At 68.5% G+C, this 18,252-nt stretch carries 17 protein-coding genes; 10 read left to right on the top strand and 7 right to left on the bottom strand.

Features of this window, described 5'->3' with window-relative positions; genetic code table 11:
* Positions 1 to 53: 53 nt before the first annotated feature.
* Positions 54 to 2,297, bottom strand: a complete 2,244-nt coding sequence (locus CLV01_RS09560; protein WP_099734451.1) for a hypothetical protein — start codon at positions 2,295 to 2,297, stop codon at positions 54 to 56.
* Positions 2,298 to 2,486: 189 nt separating this feature from the next.
* Between CLV01_RS09560 and CLV01_RS09555 the strand changes: the two genes are divergently transcribed.
* The 3 genes from CLV01_RS09555 (at position 2,487) to fahA (ending at position 5,438) form a co-directional block, all read left to right on the top strand.
* Positions 2,487 to 3,230 carry a GntR family transcriptional regulator gene (locus CLV01_RS09555; protein ID WP_099734452.1) on the top strand — a complete coding sequence of 248 codons (744 nt, stop codon included), beginning with the start codon at positions 2,487 to 2,489 and terminating at the stop codon, positions 3,228 to 3,230.
* On the top strand, positions 3,227 to 4,045 hold the full coding sequence (locus CLV01_RS09550) for a 3-hydroxybutyrate dehydrogenase (RefSeq protein ID WP_099734453.1): 819 nt from the start codon (positions 3,227 to 3,229) through the stop codon (positions 4,043 to 4,045). Before CLV01_RS09555 ends, CLV01_RS09550 begins: the two co-directional genes overlap by 4 nt.
* 76 nt (positions 4,046 to 4,121) lie before the next feature.
* Positions 4,122 to 5,438: a fumarylacetoacetase gene (gene fahA / locus CLV01_RS09545; RefSeq protein ID WP_099734454.1), complete on the top strand. Its 1,317-nt coding sequence runs from the start codon at positions 4,122 to 4,124 to the stop codon at positions 5,436 to 5,438.
* A 470-nt stretch (positions 5,439 to 5,908) separates the two neighbouring features.
* On the opposite strand, the gene CLV01_RS29480 is transcribed toward fahA, so the two are convergent.
* Complete coding sequence (locus CLV01_RS29480) at positions 5,909 to 6,202, bottom strand: hypothetical protein (protein WP_257221245.1); 294 nt, start codon at positions 6,200 to 6,202, stop codon at positions 5,909 to 5,911.
* Between the two features lie 413 nt (positions 6,203 to 6,615).
* Between CLV01_RS29480 and CLV01_RS29475 the strand changes: the two genes are divergently transcribed.
* Together CLV01_RS29475 and CLV01_RS09535 are read left to right on the top strand one after the other, a co-directional pair.
* The gene (locus CLV01_RS29475) at positions 6,616 to 7,194 is read left to right on the top strand and encodes an SPOR domain-containing protein (protein ID WP_257221244.1); all 579 of its coding nucleotides are present in this window, start codon (positions 6,616 to 6,618) and stop codon (positions 7,192 to 7,194) included.
* Positions 7,195 to 7,345: 151 nt separating this feature from the next.
* Complete coding sequence (locus CLV01_RS09535; protein ID WP_012203959.1) at positions 7,346 to 7,696, top strand: I78 family peptidase inhibitor; 351 nt, start codon at positions 7,346 to 7,348, stop codon at positions 7,694 to 7,696.
* A gap of 76 nt (positions 7,697 to 7,772) precedes the next feature.
* Here CLV01_RS09535 and hemW read toward each other — a convergent pair whose 3' ends face one another.
* From hemW to CLV01_RS09515, 4 genes are all read right to left on the bottom strand, one after another.
* Positions 7,773 to 9,017, bottom strand: a complete 1,245-nt coding sequence (gene hemW, locus CLV01_RS09530; protein WP_012203958.1) for a radical SAM family heme chaperone HemW — start codon at positions 9,015 to 9,017, stop codon at positions 7,773 to 7,775.
* Complete coding sequence (rdgB, locus tag CLV01_RS09525; RefSeq protein WP_099734456.1) at positions 9,014 to 9,616, bottom strand: RdgB/HAM1 family non-canonical purine NTP pyrophosphatase; 603 nt, start codon at positions 9,614 to 9,616, stop codon at positions 9,014 to 9,016. Before rdgB ends, hemW begins: the two co-directional genes overlap by 4 nt.
* A 99-nt stretch (positions 9,617 to 9,715) precedes the next feature.
* Entirely contained in the window at positions 9,716 to 10,621 is a 906-nt protein-coding gene (locus tag CLV01_RS09520; RefSeq protein WP_012203956.1) for a PP2C family protein-serine/threonine phosphatase, read from the bottom strand.
* Positions 10,618 to 11,649: a serine/threonine protein kinase gene (locus CLV01_RS09515; protein WP_012203955.1), complete on the bottom strand. Its 1,032-nt coding sequence runs from the start codon at positions 11,647 to 11,649 to the stop codon at positions 10,618 to 10,620. The genes CLV01_RS09520 and CLV01_RS09515 overlap by 4 nt, the downstream gene beginning before the upstream one ends.
* 89 nt (positions 11,650 to 11,738) lie before the next feature.
* On the opposite strand from CLV01_RS09515, the gene CLV01_RS09510 reads away from it, so the two are divergent.
* The 4 genes from CLV01_RS09510 (at position 11,739) to CLV01_RS09495 (ending at position 15,897) form a co-directional block, all read left to right on the top strand.
* Positions 11,739 to 12,632 carry a YicC/YloC family endoribonuclease gene (locus CLV01_RS09510; RefSeq protein ID WP_043825178.1) on the top strand — a complete coding sequence of 298 codons (894 nt, stop codon included), beginning with the start codon at positions 11,739 to 11,741 and terminating at the stop codon, positions 12,630 to 12,632.
* Positions 12,633 to 12,676: 44 nt separating this feature from the next.
* A complete protein-coding gene (gene gmk / locus CLV01_RS09505; RefSeq protein WP_013803794.1) occupies positions 12,677 to 13,306 on the top strand; it encodes a guanylate kinase in 630 nt (209 codons plus the stop codon).
* A gap of 18 nt (positions 13,307 to 13,324) precedes the next feature.
* Entirely contained in the window at positions 13,325 to 13,528 is a 204-nt protein-coding gene (rpoZ, locus tag CLV01_RS09500; RefSeq protein WP_012203952.1) for a DNA-directed RNA polymerase subunit omega, read from the top strand.
* Between the two features lie 101 nt (positions 13,529 to 13,629).
* Complete coding sequence (locus CLV01_RS09495; RefSeq protein WP_012203951.1) at positions 13,630 to 15,897, top strand: RelA/SpoT family protein; 2,268 nt, start codon at positions 13,630 to 13,632, stop codon at positions 15,895 to 15,897.
* Positions 15,898 to 15,924: 27 nt separating this feature from the next.
* On the opposite strand, the gene CLV01_RS09490 is transcribed toward CLV01_RS09495, so the two are convergent.
* Complete coding sequence (locus tag CLV01_RS09490; RefSeq protein WP_099734457.1) at positions 15,925 to 16,791, bottom strand: NAD-dependent protein deacetylase; 867 nt, start codon at positions 16,789 to 16,791, stop codon at positions 15,925 to 15,927.
* A gap of 86 nt (positions 16,792 to 16,877) precedes the next feature.
* Here CLV01_RS09490 and CLV01_RS09485 point away from each other — a divergent pair, with 86 nt between their 5' ends.
* A complete protein-coding gene (locus CLV01_RS09485) occupies positions 16,878 to 18,251 on the top strand; it encodes a lytic murein transglycosylase (RefSeq protein WP_099734458.1) in 1,374 nt (457 codons plus the stop codon).
* The last annotated feature ends 1 nt before the right edge of the window (position 18,252 follow it).

Below are 18,252 nucleotides of genomic sequence, written 5' to 3'. Positions count from 1 at the left end.
GAGGTTTCCCGACCGGGGCGGGGCAAGTGGCTTGCCCGCCCCTTGGCATCGACTTACTGAGCCGCCGCTGCAGGTGCCGGTGCCGGTGCCGCTGCAGGCGCGGACTCTGGCGCAGCCGGCACAGCGGCCGGTGCCGCGCCGTACTGCCAGCCGGCGGGCAGCAGGCCATCGACCCAGTGCAGGCGCCAGGCCATCAGCGCCAGCAAGGCCACCACGGCCAGCGCCACCAGGGTGTTGCGCAGGCCGTTGCCTTCCGCATAGGGGTCGCCCGCCGTGCGCCGTGCACCCACCGGCACCTTGGCGGTCTGCGACAGGCTGCGGCCCAGCGGCAGGTTGATGCGCATGCGGCCGTTGATGGCCCAGCCGCTGGCGTCCAGGATGGGCCCCAGGCTGCGCTGGCGCAGCTTGAGCCAGGCAATCATCATGCTGGGCCCGGAGATGGCCGCGATGAGGCCGACCAGGGCCACGGGAATCCAGGGCCCCAGGTCGATGAACTTGCCGAAGATGCCAACCAGCACGGCGCTGATGGAGCCCAGGGCCACGCCCAGGGCGGCCACGGTGCCCACATCGGTCTTGCGCGATGCGGCCGCAGCCGTGGCGGCTGTGGCGTTGGCCGCAGCGGTGCCGGGCGCCGTGACCAGCTGGCCGGCCTGCGTGCCCAGGCTGGCGGTCACGCCCTCTTCCTTGGCCGAGGCGCGCTTGGCAACCTGCTCTTCCACCATGCGCAGGAATTTCTTGTAGGGCAGGAAGAAGGCCTGGCCGATGCTGGTGGGGTTCTCGATGAGCTTGACGATGGTGGCGTCCCAGTCGTTGCCCGCACGGTCATAGAACACGCCGTTGCGGCCCACGAAGAGAAAATCCACATCGCCCGCCGTGAAGGCCGCGACGATGGCTTTCTTCTTGCCCTCGCGCCGCAGCTCGCAGTAGGCCAGGCAGGTCTTGGCACGGCCGGCCAGCGTGGCGTGGGCGGCCGTGTCGCTCACTTCCACGGTCAGGTCGCAGCTGCGCGCATCCAGGTAGAGCGTGCCGGCCTGGAAGGCCGCGCCCTCGCGCCGGTAAAAGAGGCTGAACGAGACGAAGTTGTTGAGCAGCACCAGCAGGTCGCGCTGCAGGCGGATGAGCTTTTCCAGCGCCACGGCCTGCAGGCTGTGTTCCTTCTCGGACTCGTCCTGGGCGATGAGGTCCAGCAGCGCGGCTTCCTGCCCGCCGTCCAGCAGCGCCTGCACCTCCTGTTGCGACAGGGCATCAAGCGGCGTGGCGGGCCGGGCCGCCAGCCATTGGCGGCAGGGCTGCAGGGCGGCCTTGACCTGCTCCCACTGCGCGGCGGTGATCTCCTGCAGGTCTTCGCCCAGCACGGGCTGCACGGCCTGCTCGCGCAGCGCCTGCAGCGCGCCGGCCCAGGCGGGGTTCACGCCCTGGGCCAGCGGCAGCGCGCGGTCGGCCGCCACGGCGGCCAGGGGCAGGGCAGCAATGGCCTGGGCGCCGCTGTCCAGCACTTCGCGGCCCAGGGCGGCATAGCCTTCGATGGAGGGGTTGAGCGGGTCCTGCGCGCGCGTGTCGAAGGCGGCCAGCCGCGTGCGTGCGAAGAAGTCGTCCACCTTGGCCTGCACCGCGTCCACGGCGCGGGCCGCGGCCAGGGCCTGGTCGCGCTCGGCAATGCCGCAGCCCAGGGCCTCGGCGCCTGCATGCCAGTCGCGCAGGGAACGCAGGTCGGCATAGAAGGACTCGGCCTGCTTGCGTGCGATGCCGGCCACGCCATCGGCGCCCGCCGCCGTGCCATAGGCCTTGCCGATGCGCTCGACCAGCGCGGCCAGCGCCTTGTCGTCCCCGGCGGTGGCGGGGCTGACGATGCCGTCGCCATTGAAGCGCATCGCCGCCAGGGAGGCCAGGCGCTCGCGCACCTGGGCCAGGCTCAGCGCGGCGCCGCCGGCCTGGCCGGACAGGGCCAGCATGCGCTCGGCCTCGGCATGCAGCAGGGCGCCCTGCTCGCTGTCGCGCTCCAGGCTGGACAGTTGCAGCACGTCGCCGCCATCGGCCAGCACCTGGGGGTCACGCACGCGCGCCACGGCCCATTGGCAGGCGGCGATCAGCTCGGGCGGGCGAATGCGGCCGTCCTTGTCCTCGTCGATCAGGTCCAGCGTGTCGCTGTCGAACTCGATGCCGCGCGTGGGGCAGGCCAGGGCCACCCACAGCTTCTGGTCCAGCTCGCCGATGTGCGCAATGTCCTGCCCGGTGCGGATGACCACCTGGTCCACTCCACCGGCGCGAAAAAACTCCCAAGCATGTTGCTGCTGCATGAAATACCCAACGGCCGCTCTGGCCAACATTCAAAAAACGAAAACGAAAAACCGAAAAAGGGCCGCAGTTTAAAAGTCATTCGGCCTGCTCAATTGAAGACATTTGTCAACGATGGGCGTCAGCACAGGCTGTCAGGGCTGGCGCTTTGTGTGAAAATAAAAGCACTGAATAGATACTTTATTGCCTCCATGCCCTCCAACTCCACCGCGTCGGCCCCTCAACAAGGCCGGGACAAGCTGCACCTGCAGCTGGCGCGGCTGTTCCGCAGCAAGGTGTCCACGGGCGCCTGGCCCGTAGGCAGCGCCATTCCCACGGTGCAGGAGCTGGAGGCGCTGCATGGCGTGTCGCGCACCACGGTGCGCATGGCGCTGGGCGCCCTGGTGGCAGAGGGCCTGCTGCTCACGCGCAAGCGCGGCGGCACGCGGGTGATTGCGGCGCCCTACAAGCCGCCGTCCTTCCTGCTGCCCACCAGCTGGAAGGAGCTGGTGGCCTTTGGCGCCCACATCGGCCAGATCACCCTGCACACCGGGCGCGACTGCCTGCCGCCGATTCCCGAAGGCTTCCCCGACGTGGGCCGCATGGCCCCCGCCTACGTGCACCTGCTGCGCGTGTACGACCATGACGCGGCGCGGTTCTGCCTGTCGCAGCTGTACCTGGAGCAGGAACTGTTCCCCGAGATCGAGGCCCAGCTGGAGCGCAGCTCCCTGGCCGTGGCCCTGAGCAGCGACCCCTCGCGCATTGCCGTGGCGCGCCAGCACCTGAGCGTGGCGCCGGCCGACGAGCTGGCCGCCGAGCACCTGGGAGTGGCCCTGGGCACGCCGCTGATGCAGGCGCTGCGCTGGGCCTGCAATACCGACGGGCTGCTGATCTACTGGGCGCGGGTCCGCTTTCTCAGCGAGTACGTGCATATGGAAATGGATCTCCTGAAATGAACCCGACTTCCTCATTCCCCGCTTCACGCCCGCATGCGGGCCGCGTGGCCTGGATCACCGGCTCGACCAGCGGCATCGGCCTGGCCGTGGCGCGCCATCTGGCCAGCGAGGGCGCAGCCATCGCGCTGCATGGCCAGGCCGCCGCATCGGCCGAGACCGATGCACTGGTGCGCGAGATCGCCCAAACGCATGGCGTGCCGGTGCGCCACTACGGGCTGGACCTGCGCGACGGCAGCGCCATCGCACCGCTGGCCCGGCGCATTGCGGCCGAGCTGGGGCCCATCGACATCCTGGTCAACAACGCAGGCATGCAGCATGTGAGCCCGCTGCTCGAATTCCCTGCCGGCAAGTGGGACGAGCTGCTGGCCGTCAACCTGTCGGCGCCCTTCCACGCCATCCAGGCCTGTGCGCCGCAGATGCTGGAGCGCGGCTGGGGCCGCATCATCAATATCGCCTCGGTCAGCGGGCTGGTGGGCGTGGCGCGCAAGCCGGCCTATGTGGCCAGCAAGCACGGGCTGATCGGCCTGACCAAGTCGGTGGCGCTGGAGTTCGCCACCACGCCCGTGACCTGCAACGCCATCTGCCCCGGCTGGGTGCTGACGCCACTGGTGCAACGACAGATCGATGCGCTGGCAGCGCGCGAAGGGCTGGATGCCGAAGCGGCGGCGCGCCAGCTGCTGGGCGCCAAGCAGCCCTCCCAGGCCTTCGTGACCGTGGAGCAGGTGGCGGCGCTGGCCGGTTTCCTGGCCAGCGAGCAGGCCGCCCAGGTGCGCGGCGCACACTGGAACATCGACGGCGGCTTTGCCGCCGCCTGACCCCGCCACGCCTCGCCCTGCCCCGCCAAATCCCTTTTTCATACCAACGACAGACAAACCCAACCAGGAGAGACAGATGTCCTTGAACGAAACCCATGACGCAGGCTTGCGCAGCTGGGTGGCCTCGGCCAACACCGGCGCCAGCGACTTCCCCATCCAGAACCTGCCGTTTGCGGTGTTCCGCCGCGCAGGCAGCCAGGAGGCCTGGCGCGGCGGCGTGGCCATTGGCGACCAGGTGCTGGACCTGGCGCGCGCCAGCGCCCTCAAGGCCCTGGGCGATGCCGTGCAGCCGCAGCTGGAAGCCGCTTCGCAACAGCACCTGAACGGCTTCATGGCCATGGGACCGGCCGCCTGGTCGGCCCTGCGCCTGGCGCTGTCGCGCGCGCTGCGCGAGGGCGCTGCCGCGCAGGTGGCCCTGCAGGATTGCCTGGTGGCCCAGTCCGACGTGGAGTACACAGTGCCGGCCCAGGTTGGCGACTACACGGACTTCTATACCTCGGTGCACCACGCCACCAACGTCGGCAAGCTGTTCCGCCCGGACAACCCGCTGATGGAAAACTACAAGTGGGTGCCGATTGGCTACCACGGCCGTGCGTCCAGCCTGCGCGTGTCGGGCGTGGACTTCCGCCGCCCCATGGGCCAGCTGAAGGCACCCGACGCCGCCGCGCCCGCGCTCAAGCCCTGCGCACGCCTGGACTATGAGCTGGAGATGGGCATCTACACCGGCGCCGGCAACGCCTGGGGCGAGGCGATTTCCATGGACGAGGCAGAGAACCACATCTTCGGCCTGTGCCTGCTCAACGACTGGTCGGCGCGCGACATCCAGGCCTGGGAATACCAGCCGCTGGGCCCCTTCCTGTCGAAGAACTTCGCCACCACGGTCTCGCCCTGGGTCGTGACGCTGGAGGCGCTGGAGCCCTACCGCACGGCCTTCACGCGGCCCGCCGCAGATCCCCAGCCCCTGCCCTACCTGAGCTCGGCCGCCAATTCCGAGCGCGGCGCGTTCGACGTGCAGTTGAGCGTGGCGCTGGAGACCGGCCGCATGCGCGCCGAAGGCCAGGCTGCGCAGCAGATCACCCACACCAGCTACCGCCACGCCTACTGGACCATGGCCCAGCTGGTGGCCCACCACAGCGTCAACGGCTGCGACCTGCAGCCCGGCGACCTGCTGGGCACGGGCACGCTGTCCGGCCCCACCTCCAGCGAGGCCGGGGCGCTGCTGGAGCTGACCGAAGGCGGCAAGAAGCCCGTGGCGCTGGCCAATGGCGAGAGCCGCACCTTCCTGCAGGATGGCGATGCCGTGATCCTGCGCGGCTGGTGCGAGAAGCCGGGCGCCGCGCGCATCGGCTTCGGCGAGTGCCGCGCCACCGTGCTGCCCGCGCGCCAGGCCTGATGGCAAAGGCAGATCGATCGGGGCCGATGGAGCGGCCCGATTGATCTGCGCGATTGGTCTGACCGATTGATTCACCCGATCGATCCGCCCGAATGTCGTGATTCCGACAGCCATGAGTGCATGACACAATTGCTGACATGCCCGCCCCATCGGAAGACGCCATCTCAGCACCTCCCGCCACCATCGACTTCGGAAGGCAGGCGGCCCCTGCCCGGCAGGAGCCCGCCTTTGCCGAGCCCGGCAGTGCCAGCAGGCCCGACACGGCCGACTCTCCCAAGAGCCCCAGCAAACTGCCGCCCTCGATAGCCAGCGCCTTCGCCGCCGCAGCCTATGCACTGCAGCACGGCGATGACGCCGCTGCCCCCAACGAGCGGGCAGGCGCCGGTGCACATGCCGGCGCCACCAGCTTCACGGGCGGTCAGGGCACCGGCCTGATGCCGGGCCTGTACGCCAGCCTGATTGGCGAGCCCTCACGCGACTACTACCTGCGCCTGTTCGAGCGCTTCGACGCGCTGGGCAAGCCCTTGCCTACCTGGAACCTGGCCGCAGGCCTGTTCACCCTGCCCTGGTGCGGGCTGCGCGGGCTGTGGCAAGAGGGCGGCCTCTATGCGCTGGCCGCCGGCGGCACGGGCCTGGTCTGGGGCCTGCTGCTGCGCCCCGCGCTGGGCCTGCCCCCGGCCATTGCCCACGGCATCGATGCCACGCTGATCCTGCTGGCCATTGCCATTCCCGGCCTGGGCGCCAATGCCCTGTACTGGCACCATGTGCGCCGCCACACGCTGCAAGCCATTGGCGAGGCCCCCAACATGGCCGCAGCGCACGAACGCCTGGCCCGCCGCGCGGCCACGCCCCTGCGCAAGCGGCTGGCCGTGGCGGCCGGTGCGGTGCTTGCCGCCGCTGCCGGTGCAGGCATCTGGGCGATGTCGGGCATGCCACATTTCATGGCGGCACAGACCGAGGTGATCCCGTCCGAGGTGACTCCGTCCGAATCCATACCGGCCGCTGCACCAGTTTCGCCAGCTGCACCAGCCGTGGCGCCAACGCCCGCCGCAGCCGTACCCGCCGTTGAAACGCCAAGGACGGAACCGGCGCCCACACCCGCCCCCACTCCCGCCCCACGCCCCAGCCGCAAGAGCCGGTTGCCCAGACCGAGGCGCGCCCTGATCCGCAAGCGTCCTTGCCCGCCGCCGGCAGCACCGTCTCCGGCACGGTCGAACCCATGCCCGTCGTGGCAGCGGCCGGCGCTGCGGGAGCCGTCGCGGCCACTGCAGCTGCAGCCATTCCCGTCAAGGCCGCGTTGGTGCCAGCCAAAGCACCTGCACCTGCACCTGCACCTGCACCTGCGCCTGCGCCAGCGTCCGTGCACGCAGCCACGCCAGCGCCCGCAAAGCCCTCCAAGGCGGCGGCTGAAACCAAACCAGCCAAGCCCGCCAAGCCTGCCGAACCCGTCGCAAAGGCCCCGGCACCTGCCAAGGCCGCCTCGGCGGCTCTGGAGCCGGGCAACTACTACATCAACATCGGCGTGTTCTCTGAAGCTGGCAATGCCGGGCGCGTGGTGGAGCGGCTGGAGAAAGCCAAGCTGCCCACGCTCAGCCAGACCCTGCACAGCAACAAGGGCGAGATCGTGCGCGTGCGCTCGGGCCCCTTTGCCAAGCAGCGCAGCGCCGATCAGGCGGCGGCCAAGATACGCGCCATGGGCATGGAGGCCACGGTCTTCCACCACGCCCCCGCGGAAGGCCGCAGCGCGCGGCGCTGAAGCCTTTGCTGCCACCTGTTACTTCCGCATGCCTTCGGCTTCGCCTTGGCCCGGCTCAGCCCGGCTAAGGTATGCGGCATTGTCCGAGGCAGCGCGCCCGCGCCCGCCCTGATACTGCGCAGCAACACCCCATGAATCGAGGAGACAGACCATGCCGATGACCGCCCCCGCCCTCCAACGCCGCCTTGCCGCCCTGGCCCTGCTGGGCGCCACCACCCTGGTGGCAGGCTGCGCCGGCATGAGCAATCCTTTTGGTGGCAGCAGCGGCGGCGCGGCGCAACCGGCCCCGCGCCCCGTGCAGGTCTGCAATGCGGCATCGGCGCAGTCCTTCGTGGGCAAGAGCAATACCTCGGCCACGCTGGAGGCCGCCCGCAAGCAGTCGGGTGCCTACATGGCCCGCGTGCTGCGCGAAGGCCAGCCGACCACCATGGAGTTCAACCAGGAACGCCTGAACCTGGTGGTCGACGGCACAGGCCGCATCGTGGCCGTGCGCTGCGGCTGATCGCCGACCGATTGCGCTGTGGCGCTGGATGAAAAAAGGACGCCGAGGCGTCCTTTTTCAATGGTCGTTGGCCCGCTCACTCCGCCAGGAACAACTCCTGCAGATCGCTGAGGAAGTCAAAGCCCCGCTCCGTGGGCACCACCCGCCCCAGGTCGCGCGTGATCAGGCCCTTGGCCTGAGCGGCGTCCAGCCCCTTGGCGATGGAGGACAGCGGCAGGCCCGTGCGCTCCATGAAGTCCTGCAGCGCAAAGCCTTCGCGCAGGCGCAGCGCGTTGAGCATGTACTCGAAGGGCAGGTCGGCACGGCGCACCTCGCCGTCCTGCGCCAGCGGCGCGCCGGCCAGGGCCTGGTCCATGTAGCGCGCGGGATCGCGAAAGCGCACCTGGCGCACGATGCGGTGCGCAAAGCTGAGCTTGCTGTGCGCGCCCGCGCCTATGCCCAGGTAGTCGCCGAACTGCCAGTAGTTGCGGTTGTGCCAGCACTGGTGGCCCTCACGCGCATAGGCCGAGATCTCGTAGCGCTGCATGCCTGCGGCAGCGGTGCGCGCGGTGATGCGGTCCAGCATGTCGTAGGCCAGGTCGTCCTCGGGGATGGCCGGCGGAAACTTGGCGAAATACGTATTGGGCTCAATGGTCAGGTGATAGACCGACAGGTGCGGCGGGGCGAAGGACATGGCCACGTCCAGGTCCCGCGCCAGGTCCAGTTCGGTCTGGCCGGGCAGCGCGTACATCAGGTCGATGTTGAAGGTCTCGAAGCTGTCGGCCGCCTCGCGCACGGCCGCACGCGCCTGGGCGCCGTCGTGCACGCGGCCCACGGCCTGCAGCAGGCGGTCGTCAAAGCTCTGCACGCCAATGGACAGCCGCGTGACACCGGCCGCGCGGAAGGCGCGGAAGCGGTCGGTCTCGAAGGTGCCGGGGTTGGCCTCCATGGTGATCTCGCAGTCGGCCTCCATGCGCAGGCGCGCGCGGATGGCGGCCAGCAGCCGGTCGATGGACTCGGGCGCGAACAGGCTGGGCGTGCCGCCGCCGATGAAGATGCTGTGCACGGTGCGGCCCCAGATCAGCGGCAGCGCGCTCTCCAGGTCGGCGACCAGGGCATCGATGTAGCGGTCTTCGGGCAGCTCGGGGCCGTCGCGGCCGTGCTCGTGCGAGTTGAAGTCGCAGTACGGGCACTTGCGAATGCACCAGGGCAGGTGCACATACAGCGACAGCGGCGGCAGGCTGCCAAGCTGCAGCGTGCCGGGGCGCATGTAGTGCTGGATGTCGCGCTGCACGGCGGCCTGGGCGCCGGAGGCCGAATCCTGGGGCTGGATGGGAATCATCGCACCCAGCGCTCGCGCACGAGTTCGATCATCTGCAGCGTGGCGCGGCCGCGGTGGCTGTGCGCGTGCTTCACGTCCGGGTCCATCTCGGCAAAGGTCTGGCCCAGCTCGGGGATGTACATCACGGGGTCGAAGCCGAAGCCCTGCGTGCCACGGCGCTCGGTGGTGATTTCGCCCTGCACACGGCCCATGGCGATCAGCGGCTCGGGGTCCCTGGCGCTGCGCACGCCCACCAGGGTGCTGACCATGGCGGCGCGGCGGTCGGCCACGCCCTGCATCTGCTCCAGCAGGGCGCGCACGTTGTTGTCGTCGCTTTTCTCGTAGCCGAACTGCGTGCAGTAGTAGGCCGTGTCCACGCCCGGCAGGCCGCCGAAGTGCGAGACGCACATGCCGGCGTCGTCGGCAATGGCGGGCAGGCCCGTGCGCTCGGCCGCGAAGCGGGCCTTGGACAGCGCGTTCTCCACGAAGGTGCAATGCGGCTCGGGCGCCTCGCCCTCGAACAGGTCGCCCTGGCGAATCAGTTCAACGCCCAGCGGGGCGAACATGGCTTGCAGCTCGGCGAGCTTGCCGCGGTTGTTGGAGGCCAACACAATCTTCATCGTAGAAATCCAGTCGGGCGCCCGTGCGCCCTTTGTCGTCAATAGGTTCGGTAGTCCATGCGCGCCACCGGCACCGCTGCTGCGGGCCGGCAGCGGCGTTCAGCGCTTGAACTGGCGCTCGGCCGAGCGGCGTATCGCCTCGTTGATCTCGGCGATGGAGCGCTCGATGGCGGCGTCATCCAGCTCATCTTCCAGGTCTTCGATTGGCCCCCCCTGGATCGTGGATTCAAACGCGTCGTTCTCGATGTCCTGGGTGGAGATGCCCATGGTGGACTCGAAGGCGTCGGGCGTCTCCCACTCCATGGCGATGGCCGTGACGTTGTCGCTGGCATCGCCCGCGTTGCGCAGCGCCGTTTCCACCAGCTGGGGGATGGCCTGGGACACGGTGCGGCCGTGCAGGGTGCGCATCAGGTGCCCTTCGTCCACGCTGCCCCACAGGCCGTCGGAGCACAGCAGCAGCTTGTCGCCCTGCTCCAGCCGGCGCGGCTCGGTCACGTCGTAGATGGGCTTGGACGGCGAGCCCAGGCAGGTGAACAGCACATTGCGGCTGGATGTCTTGAGCTGCGCGGCGATCTCGCCCATCTCCAGATAGGAGTGGTCGCGCGTGCGCACCAGCAGCTCGCCACCGCGCACCAGGTACAGGCGCGAGTCGCCGCAGTGGATCCAGGTGATCTTGCCCTTCTGGATGACGGCTGCCACCAGCGTGGTGCGCGGCGTATCGATCATGCCCTTGGCGCTGGCGTAGCGCAGGATCTGCCGGTGCGCGTGCAGCAGCGCATCGACCAGAAAGCCCTGCGGATCGTCCAGCAGCGGCTTGGCCTGGCGCTGGAAATGCACGGACATCACCTGCAGCGCCAGTTGAGCGGCGACCTCGCCTTCGGGATGGCCGCCCATGCCGTCGGCCAGCACGAAGAGCACGGCCTCCCGCGTGTAGCAGTAGCCCATGCGGTCTTCATTGAGCGCCCGGCCGCCGCGGCGGCTCAGCTGAAATACCGAAAACCTCATGGCTTGCGCTCCTGGCCGACGGCCGGCAGGCCTGCCGCGCCGCTGATCTTCTGCATGTTCTTCTTGGCGTCGGTCACCAGCGTGTCCAGTTGCAGGCGCATGCGTTCGGAGACACTGAGCTTGGTGTAGCGGCGCTCACCCTCGCGGCTCAATTCCTTTTGCAGCGCAAACACCGACTGCGGGCGCGAACCCGGGTCCATGGCCATGCACCACTCGACGACTTCGATGAGGTTGTCCGAGTACACGCCGCGCAGCTTGGTCAGCGCCAGCGTGAGCCGGTCCTTGTCCTGGCGCTGCGGCGCCTCGTTGGGCGGAAAGCCCTGCATGCAGGCATAGATGCAGGCGCCAATCGCGTAGATGTCGGTCCAGGGGCCGAGCGACGCATCGCGGCGGTACATCTCGGGCGCAGCAAAGCCCGGCGTGTACATGGGGCGGATGAAGTTGCCTTCCTTGGACAGCACCTCGCGCGCCGCGCCGAAGTCGATCATCACGGCGCGGTCGTCATTGGTGATGAAGATGTTGGCCGGCTTGATGTCCAGGTGCAGCATCTTGTGCTGGTGCACGATGCGCAGGCCGCGCAGCACCTCGTCGAACAGCGAGCGGATGGTCGATTCGCGGAACACCTTCTCGGCCTTGAGCTCGCGCGCGGTGACAACGAAGTCCTGCAGGGTGGCACCCTCCAGGTAGTTCATCACCATGTAGACGGTTTCGTTCTCGCGAAAGAAATTGAGCACGCTGACCACGGAAGCGTGCGAGATCTGTGCAAGGGAACGCCCTTCCTCGAAGAAGCTCTTGAGGCCCAGGCGGTACAGTGAAAGCTTTTCGGGAGCCACGGCGGGCTGCAACTCTCCGGGGGCACGGGTGGCCAGCGATGCGGGCAGGTATTCCTTGATCGCAACCTGCTTGCCCTCTGCATCCAAGGCCAGGTAAACGACGCCGAAACCGCCGGAAGCAAGCCTGCGCACCACCCGATAGCCGCCGATCGTGCTGCCTGGCGGCAATGGCGCCGGCTTGATCTTGGAAGACATTTTTCTCCGGTGAGTCTCAGGGATGAGGCGAAACCCGGATAATCGGGCAATTGCAAGCATCCATCAAAAGTCCAATGCCAGTTTACAGCATGACCGGATACGCCAGTGCCCAGCACGGCGCGTCCGCAGAAGATGGTGGAGCGTCGGGCCGCAACAGCCGGCTCGGTCTGGAGATCCGCTCGGTCAACAGCCGCTTCCTGGATCTTTCGTTCCGCCTGCCCGACGAGTTGCGCGCCCATGAGCCGGCCCTGCGGGCCCTTCTGACAGCCCGCCTCAAGCGCGGCAAGGTCGAAGTGCGCGCCGCCATCGACAACGACGACGGCAACTCCCTGCCCGATCCCTCCACCGCCATGCTGCAGCGCCTGGCCATGCTCCAGGACACCGTCCAGTCATGGCTGCCCGACGCTCGCAGCCTGTCCGTCTCCGACGCACTGCGCCTTGCCAGCGGCGGCGCCAACTCGGCCATCGACTGGAGCAGCATGCTGCCCACGCTGGCAGAGCAGGCCCTGACCGAACTGCTGGAAGCCCGCGCCCGCGAAGGCAAGCGCCTGGCCACCATGCTGCTGGACCGCATCGCCCAGCTGCGCAAGCTCGCGGCAGACGCCACGCCCCTGGTGCCCCAGCTCGTGGAGCAGCAGCGCCTGCGCTTCATGGAGCGCTGGAAGGAAGCGATGGCCCTGGCCGAAGGCGCCGTGGCGCCCGAAGCCGCACAGGACCGCGCCCTGACCGAGGCCACGGCCTTTGCCATCCGCATCGACGTGGCGGAAGAAGTCACCCGCCTGGACTCGCACCTGGACGAGATCCAGAGCCTGCTCAAGAAGGGCGGCGAGATCGGCAAGCGCCTGGATTTCCTGATCCAGGAACTGCACCGCGAAGCCAACACGCTGGGCTCCAAGTCCGCCACGCTGGAGCTGACCCGCATCAGCGTGGACATGAAGGTGCTGATCGAGCAGATGCGCGAGCAGGTGCAGAACATCGAATAAGCCCATCACAGATGCCCATGCGTAACCAAACTGCGCACAAATCCATGGATTACCCCGGAAACCTCTTTGTCGTCTCGGCCCCCAGCGGGGCCGGCAAGTCCAGCCTGGTGCGAGCCCTGCGCGAGTTCGATGCGCGCGTCTCGCCCTCCGTCTCCCACACCACCCGCGCGCCGCGTGGCCAGGAAAAGCACGGCCGCGAGTACTACTTCGTCTCCGACCAGGAATTCGACACCATGGTGTCGAACAACGCCTTCGTCGAATGGGCGAATGTGCACAGCCGCCGCTACGGCACGGCCAAGAAGGCGCTGGAAGAGCGCATCCAGGTCGGCACCGACGTGCTGCTGGAGATCGACTACCAGGGCGCGCTGCAGGTCAAGGAGGCGTTTCCGAACGCCGTTCTGATCTTCATCCTGCCGCCCAGCTGGGACGAGCTTCGCGCACGCCTGGAAAACCGGGGCGAGGATGCGCCCGAGGTGATCGAACTGCGCCTGACGAACGCGGCCGAGGAGATGGCCCAGGTGGCGAAATTCGACTTCGTTATAATCAACGAATTGTTCGAGAGCGCACTGTTTGATCTCAAGACGATCATCCACGCCCAGCGCCTCAAGTATGCGGCTCAGCGCAGCCGCCGCGCAGAGACCTTCGAGTCTCTCAATATTTCTGTACCCAACTGACGTTTCCCGGAGATCCTGATGGCACGCATCACTGTTGAAGACTGCCTGGAGCAGATCCCTAACCGCTTCCAGCTCGTGTTGGCCGCTACCTACCGCGCCCGCATGCTGAGCCAGGGCCACACGCCCAGGATCGAAACCAAGAACAAGCCCGGTGTCACCGCCCTGCGCGAGATCGCCGAAGGCAAGGTCGGCCTGGAGATGCTGAAGAAGGTTCCGGGCTGATTTGCTGCAAAGCAACACAATGGCCCCACAAAGAGCACCGCACAGCGGTGCTTTTTTTACATGAAGCCTGCACAAACCCGCATGCACGCTACATTTAAGTCATGAAAGCGGCCTTGACTTCGTTCACAGCCCCCTCTGATCCCGTACCGACACCCCGGCCCGAGCGCATGTCTGCAGAGCAGGCAGCGAGCGTGTCGGCCAATGCCTTTGCCGGACTGATGGAGCACCTGGGTTACCTGGATGCCACCAGCATCGAGCAGGTGCGCGAAGCCTATGCCTTTGCCGACCTGGCCCACAGCGACCAGTGGCGCAGCAGCGGCGAACCCTACATCACCCATCCCATTGCCGTCACCGCGCTGTGCGCGAGCTGGAAGCTCGACGCCCCGGCCCTGATGGCCGCGCTGCTGCACGATGCGATGGAAGACTGCGGCGTCACCAAGGCGGACCTCGCCCAGCGCTTCGGCCAGGACGTGGCCGAGCTGGTCGACGGCCTCACCAAGCTGGACAAGCTGCAGTTCAACACGCGTGAGGAAAACCAGGCCGAGTCCTTCCGCAAGATGCTGCTGGCCATGGCGCGCGATGTGCGCGTCATCCTGATCAAGCTGGCCGACCGCACCCACAACATGCGCACCATGGGCGACATGCCGCGCAACAAGTGGGGCCGCATCTCGTCGGAGACGCTGGAGATCTACGCCCCCATCGCCCACCGCCTGGGCCTGAACCAGACCTACCGCGAGCTGCAGGACCTGGCCTTCCGCCACCTGCATCCCTGGCGCTATGCCACGCTGGAAAAGGCCATCGCCCGCTCGCGCAAGCGCCGCCGCGACCTGGTCCAGCGCGTGCAGGACGAGGTCAATGCGGAGTTCGCCGGCGCAGGCCTGCAGGCACGCTTGGCAGGGCGCGAAAGCACGCTGTATTCGCTCTATCTGCGCATGGAGAAGAACCAGCTGAGCTTTGCCAAGGTGACCGACGTCTACGGATTTCGCGTCATCCTGCCGCGCGTGATCGACTGCTACACCGCGCTGGGCGTGCTGCACCAGATGTACAAGCCCATGCCGGGCCGCTTCAAGGACTACATCGCCATTGCCAAGAACAATGGCTACCAGTCGCTGCACACCACGCTGGTGGGCCCCTCGGGCGTGAACATCGAGTTCCAGATCCGCACCGAGGAAATGCACATCGTCGCCGAGGCCGGCGTCGCCGCGCACTGGCTGTACAAGGCCCAGCCCGGCCACGATTCCGAGCAGCTGGGCACGCAGTGGCTGCAGTCGCTGCTGGACATCCAGAACGAGACGCGCGATGCGGCCGAGTTCTGGGACCACGTCAAGGTGGACCTGTTCCCCGACGCCGTCTACGTGTTCACGCCCAAGAGCGAGATCATGGCCATGCCGCGCGGCGCCACCGTGGTGGACTTCGCCTATGCCATCCACAGCAAGGTCGGCAACCACATGACGGCCGCGCGCATCAACAACGAGGAAGTGCCGCTGCGCACCGAACTCAAGAGCGGCGACGTGGTGCAGATCGTCACCTCCGAGGACGCCACGCCCAATCCGGCCTGGCTGGGCTTCGTCAAGACGGGCCGCGCGCGCTCCAAGATCCGCCACTACCTGAAGTCGGCCGCGCAAAGCGAATCGGCCCGCCTGGGCGAGAACCTGCTGGCCCAGGCCATGCGTGCCGAAGGCATGGATGCCGTGCCGCCGGCCGACGAGGCCAACCAGGCACTTTGGGACGAGGTGCTGCGCATGGCCGGCAGCCGCAGCCGCGCCGACCTGATGGTGGACATCGGCATGGGCCGGCGCATTGCGTCGCTGGTGGCCTCGCGCCTGACGGCGCTGATGGCGCGCCACGGCCACCGGCCCGACGCCCTGCTGCTCACACGCGAACGCTTCAACTCCAGCAACCGACCCTTCCAGGGCGCCGTGCTGCTGGACGGCTCCAACCAGGGCTCCATCCACTACGCGCAATGCTGCCGCCCCGTGCCGGGCGACCCCATCGTGGGCTACCTGGGCAGTGGCGAAGGCCTGATCGTCCACCATGCGCAGTGCAAGATCGCGCAGCGCCTGCAGGAAAAGGACAGGGACCGCTTCATCGTGGTCGAATGGGCCGATGACATGGATGCCGCGCGCCTGTTCGAGGCACGCATCGTGGTCACCGTCAACAACGGCAAGGGCGTGCTCGCGCGCGTGGCGGCCGAGCTGGCCGGCGCCGAGGTGGACATCCTGCGCGTGGACATGGCCGACGAGGCCGCCATGAGCACCACGGACCTGTGCTTCGTGATCTCGGTGCACGACAACCAGCAGGTGGAGTCCGCGCTGCGCAACCTGCGCCGCGTGCACTCGGTGGTGCGCGCATCGCGCGTCATCCCCTGAACACTGCCCCGCTCCTGCGGGGTTTTTTCATTGCTCCAGGTCCTGGGCCAGCTGCTGCAGCAACGGGCCGCAGTCCTGCTCGATCTTGAGGGCCAGCAAATCCTCGGAGCGCATGCGGCCCTGGTTGATGGCCGCCACCGGCTTGCCCTGGGCCACGGCCTCATGCACAAAGCGCAGGCCTGAATACACCATCAGCGAAGAACCGGCGACCAGCAGCCCGCCGGCCTGCTGCAGCATGGCGCGCACGGCCTGCACCCGCTGGCTGGGCACGCCTTCCCCGTAGAACACCACGTCGGGCTTGAGCACGCCGCCGCAGTGCGGGCAGGCCGGCACGTCGAAGCGGCTGAAGTCGCGCCCCTCCAGATCGGCATCACCGTCGGGCGCGGCCTGGGCGCTCAGGCCGGCCCAGCCGGGGTTGCGCTCCAGCAGCATGGCCTGCAGCACGGCGCGCTCCATGCCGGCGCCGCAGCCCATGCAGCGCACGGCGGCGATGCGGCCGTGCAGGTCGATGACGCCATCGCTGCCCGCGGCCGTGTGCAGGCCGTCCACATTCTGGGTGACCAGGCCTTCGATCCATCCGCGCCGCTGCAACTGCGCCAGTGCCGCGTGGGCCTGGCCGGGCCTGGCCTGCGCCATCACGGGCCAGCCCAGAAGGCTGCGCGCCCAATAGCGCTGGCGCGTGGCATGGCTGCCCATGAAGGCCTGCAGCGTCACCGGCTGGGGGCGCTTCCACTGGCCTTCCAGATCCCGGTAGTCCGGAATGCCGGAGCCCGTGCTGCAGCCCGCGCCCGTCAGCACCAGCCAGCGCCGGCCGGGCGGCAGCAAGGCGCGCAGGGCCAGCGCGGCATCGTGCAGAACCGGGGACGGTGATGGCGGCGGAGCGATGGCGGTCATGGCCGCACAGCATAGCGGCCCCGCACGCCCAATGCAGAAACACCGTGTTGCACTCCGAGCCGGGGCGCAGCGGAGACAATGGCCGGATGCACCACGCACACGCCACCGCCCAAGCCGCCGCACACGCCACTGCCCAAGCTTTTCCCACCGCCCGCCATCCCGCCGCGCTCAACCGTGCCGCCCTGGCCACCGCCCTGGCCGCCGTGCTGCTGGCCGGTTGCGCGTCCCGGCCGGCGCCTGCGCCGGTCACGGTGCCGCCCTCCATGCCGGCCCCCACGGCGCCTGCCGCGCCCGTGCAGCCCGAACCCGCCACCGCGCCGGATGCCGCCCAGCAGGCCGAGGCCACCAGCTTCGAAGCATGGAAGCGGGATTTCGCGCGCAAGGCGCTGGACGCCGGCATCTCGGAGAAAACCGTGCGCAGCGCGCTGGAGCCTGCCCGGCTGCAGCGCCGCGCGGTGCAGCTGGACCGCTCGCAGCCTGAATTCACGCGCACGCCCTGGCAGTACCTGGACAGCGCCGTATCGGCCCAGCGCATCGCCCAGGGCCGCGCCAAGCTGCGCGAAGCGGCTGCACCGCTGCAGTCGGCCAGCCAGCGCTATGGCGTGCCGGCCGAGGTGATCGCCGCCATCTGGGGCATGGAAAGCAATTTCGGCGGCAACTTCGGCAACTTCCCCACGGTCGATGCGCTGGCCACGCTGGCCTTCGACGGCCGGCGCGCCGCCTGGGCGCAAAAGGAGCTGCTTGCAGCACTGCGCATCATCGACAACGGAGATATCGATGCGGCCCACATGATCGGCTCCTGGGCGGGTGCCATGGGCCACACGCAATTCCTTCCCTCCGTGTTCCTGGCCTATGCGGTGGATGCCGATGGCGATGGCCGCCGCGACATCTGGGGCAGCCTGCCCGATGTGACGGCCTCCACGGCGAACTACCTGGCCCATTCGGGCTGGAAGACGGGCGAGCCCTGGGGCGTGGAAGTGCGCCTGCCGGCAGGCTTTGACCATGCACGCGCCGAGACCAGCGTGCGCCAGGACAGCGCGCAATGGGCGGCCGAGGGCGTGCAGGCCGTGGACGGCTCCCCCCTGCCCTCCATGGCCGATGCCAGCGTGATCGCACCGGCCGGCGCGCGCGGGCCGGCCTTCATGGTGGGTGCCAACTTCCGCACCATCCTGCGCTACAACAACTCCGTGAATTACGCGTTGGGCGTGGACCTGCTGTCGCAGCAACTGGCCGGCGGCCCGGGCGTGCAGGCGGCCTGGCCGCGCGATCTGGCACCGCTGTCGCGCGAGCAGTTGCGCGCCTTGCAGGCCGCGCTCAACGAACGGGGATTTTCAGCCGGCACGGCCGATGGCGTGATGGGCCCTGCCACGCGTGCGGGCCTGCGCCAGTTCCAGCAAAGCCAGGGCCTGGTGGCCGATGGCTATCCCACGCTGGAGCTGCTGCAGAAACTGCAGCCCTGAA

The organism is Delftia sp. 60 (genome assembly GCF_002754395.1).
GTDB lineage: Bacteria > Pseudomonadota > Gammaproteobacteria > Burkholderiales > Burkholderiaceae_C > Comamonas > Comamonas acidovorans.
This window is presented reverse-complemented; position numbering and strand designations above follow the sequence as displayed.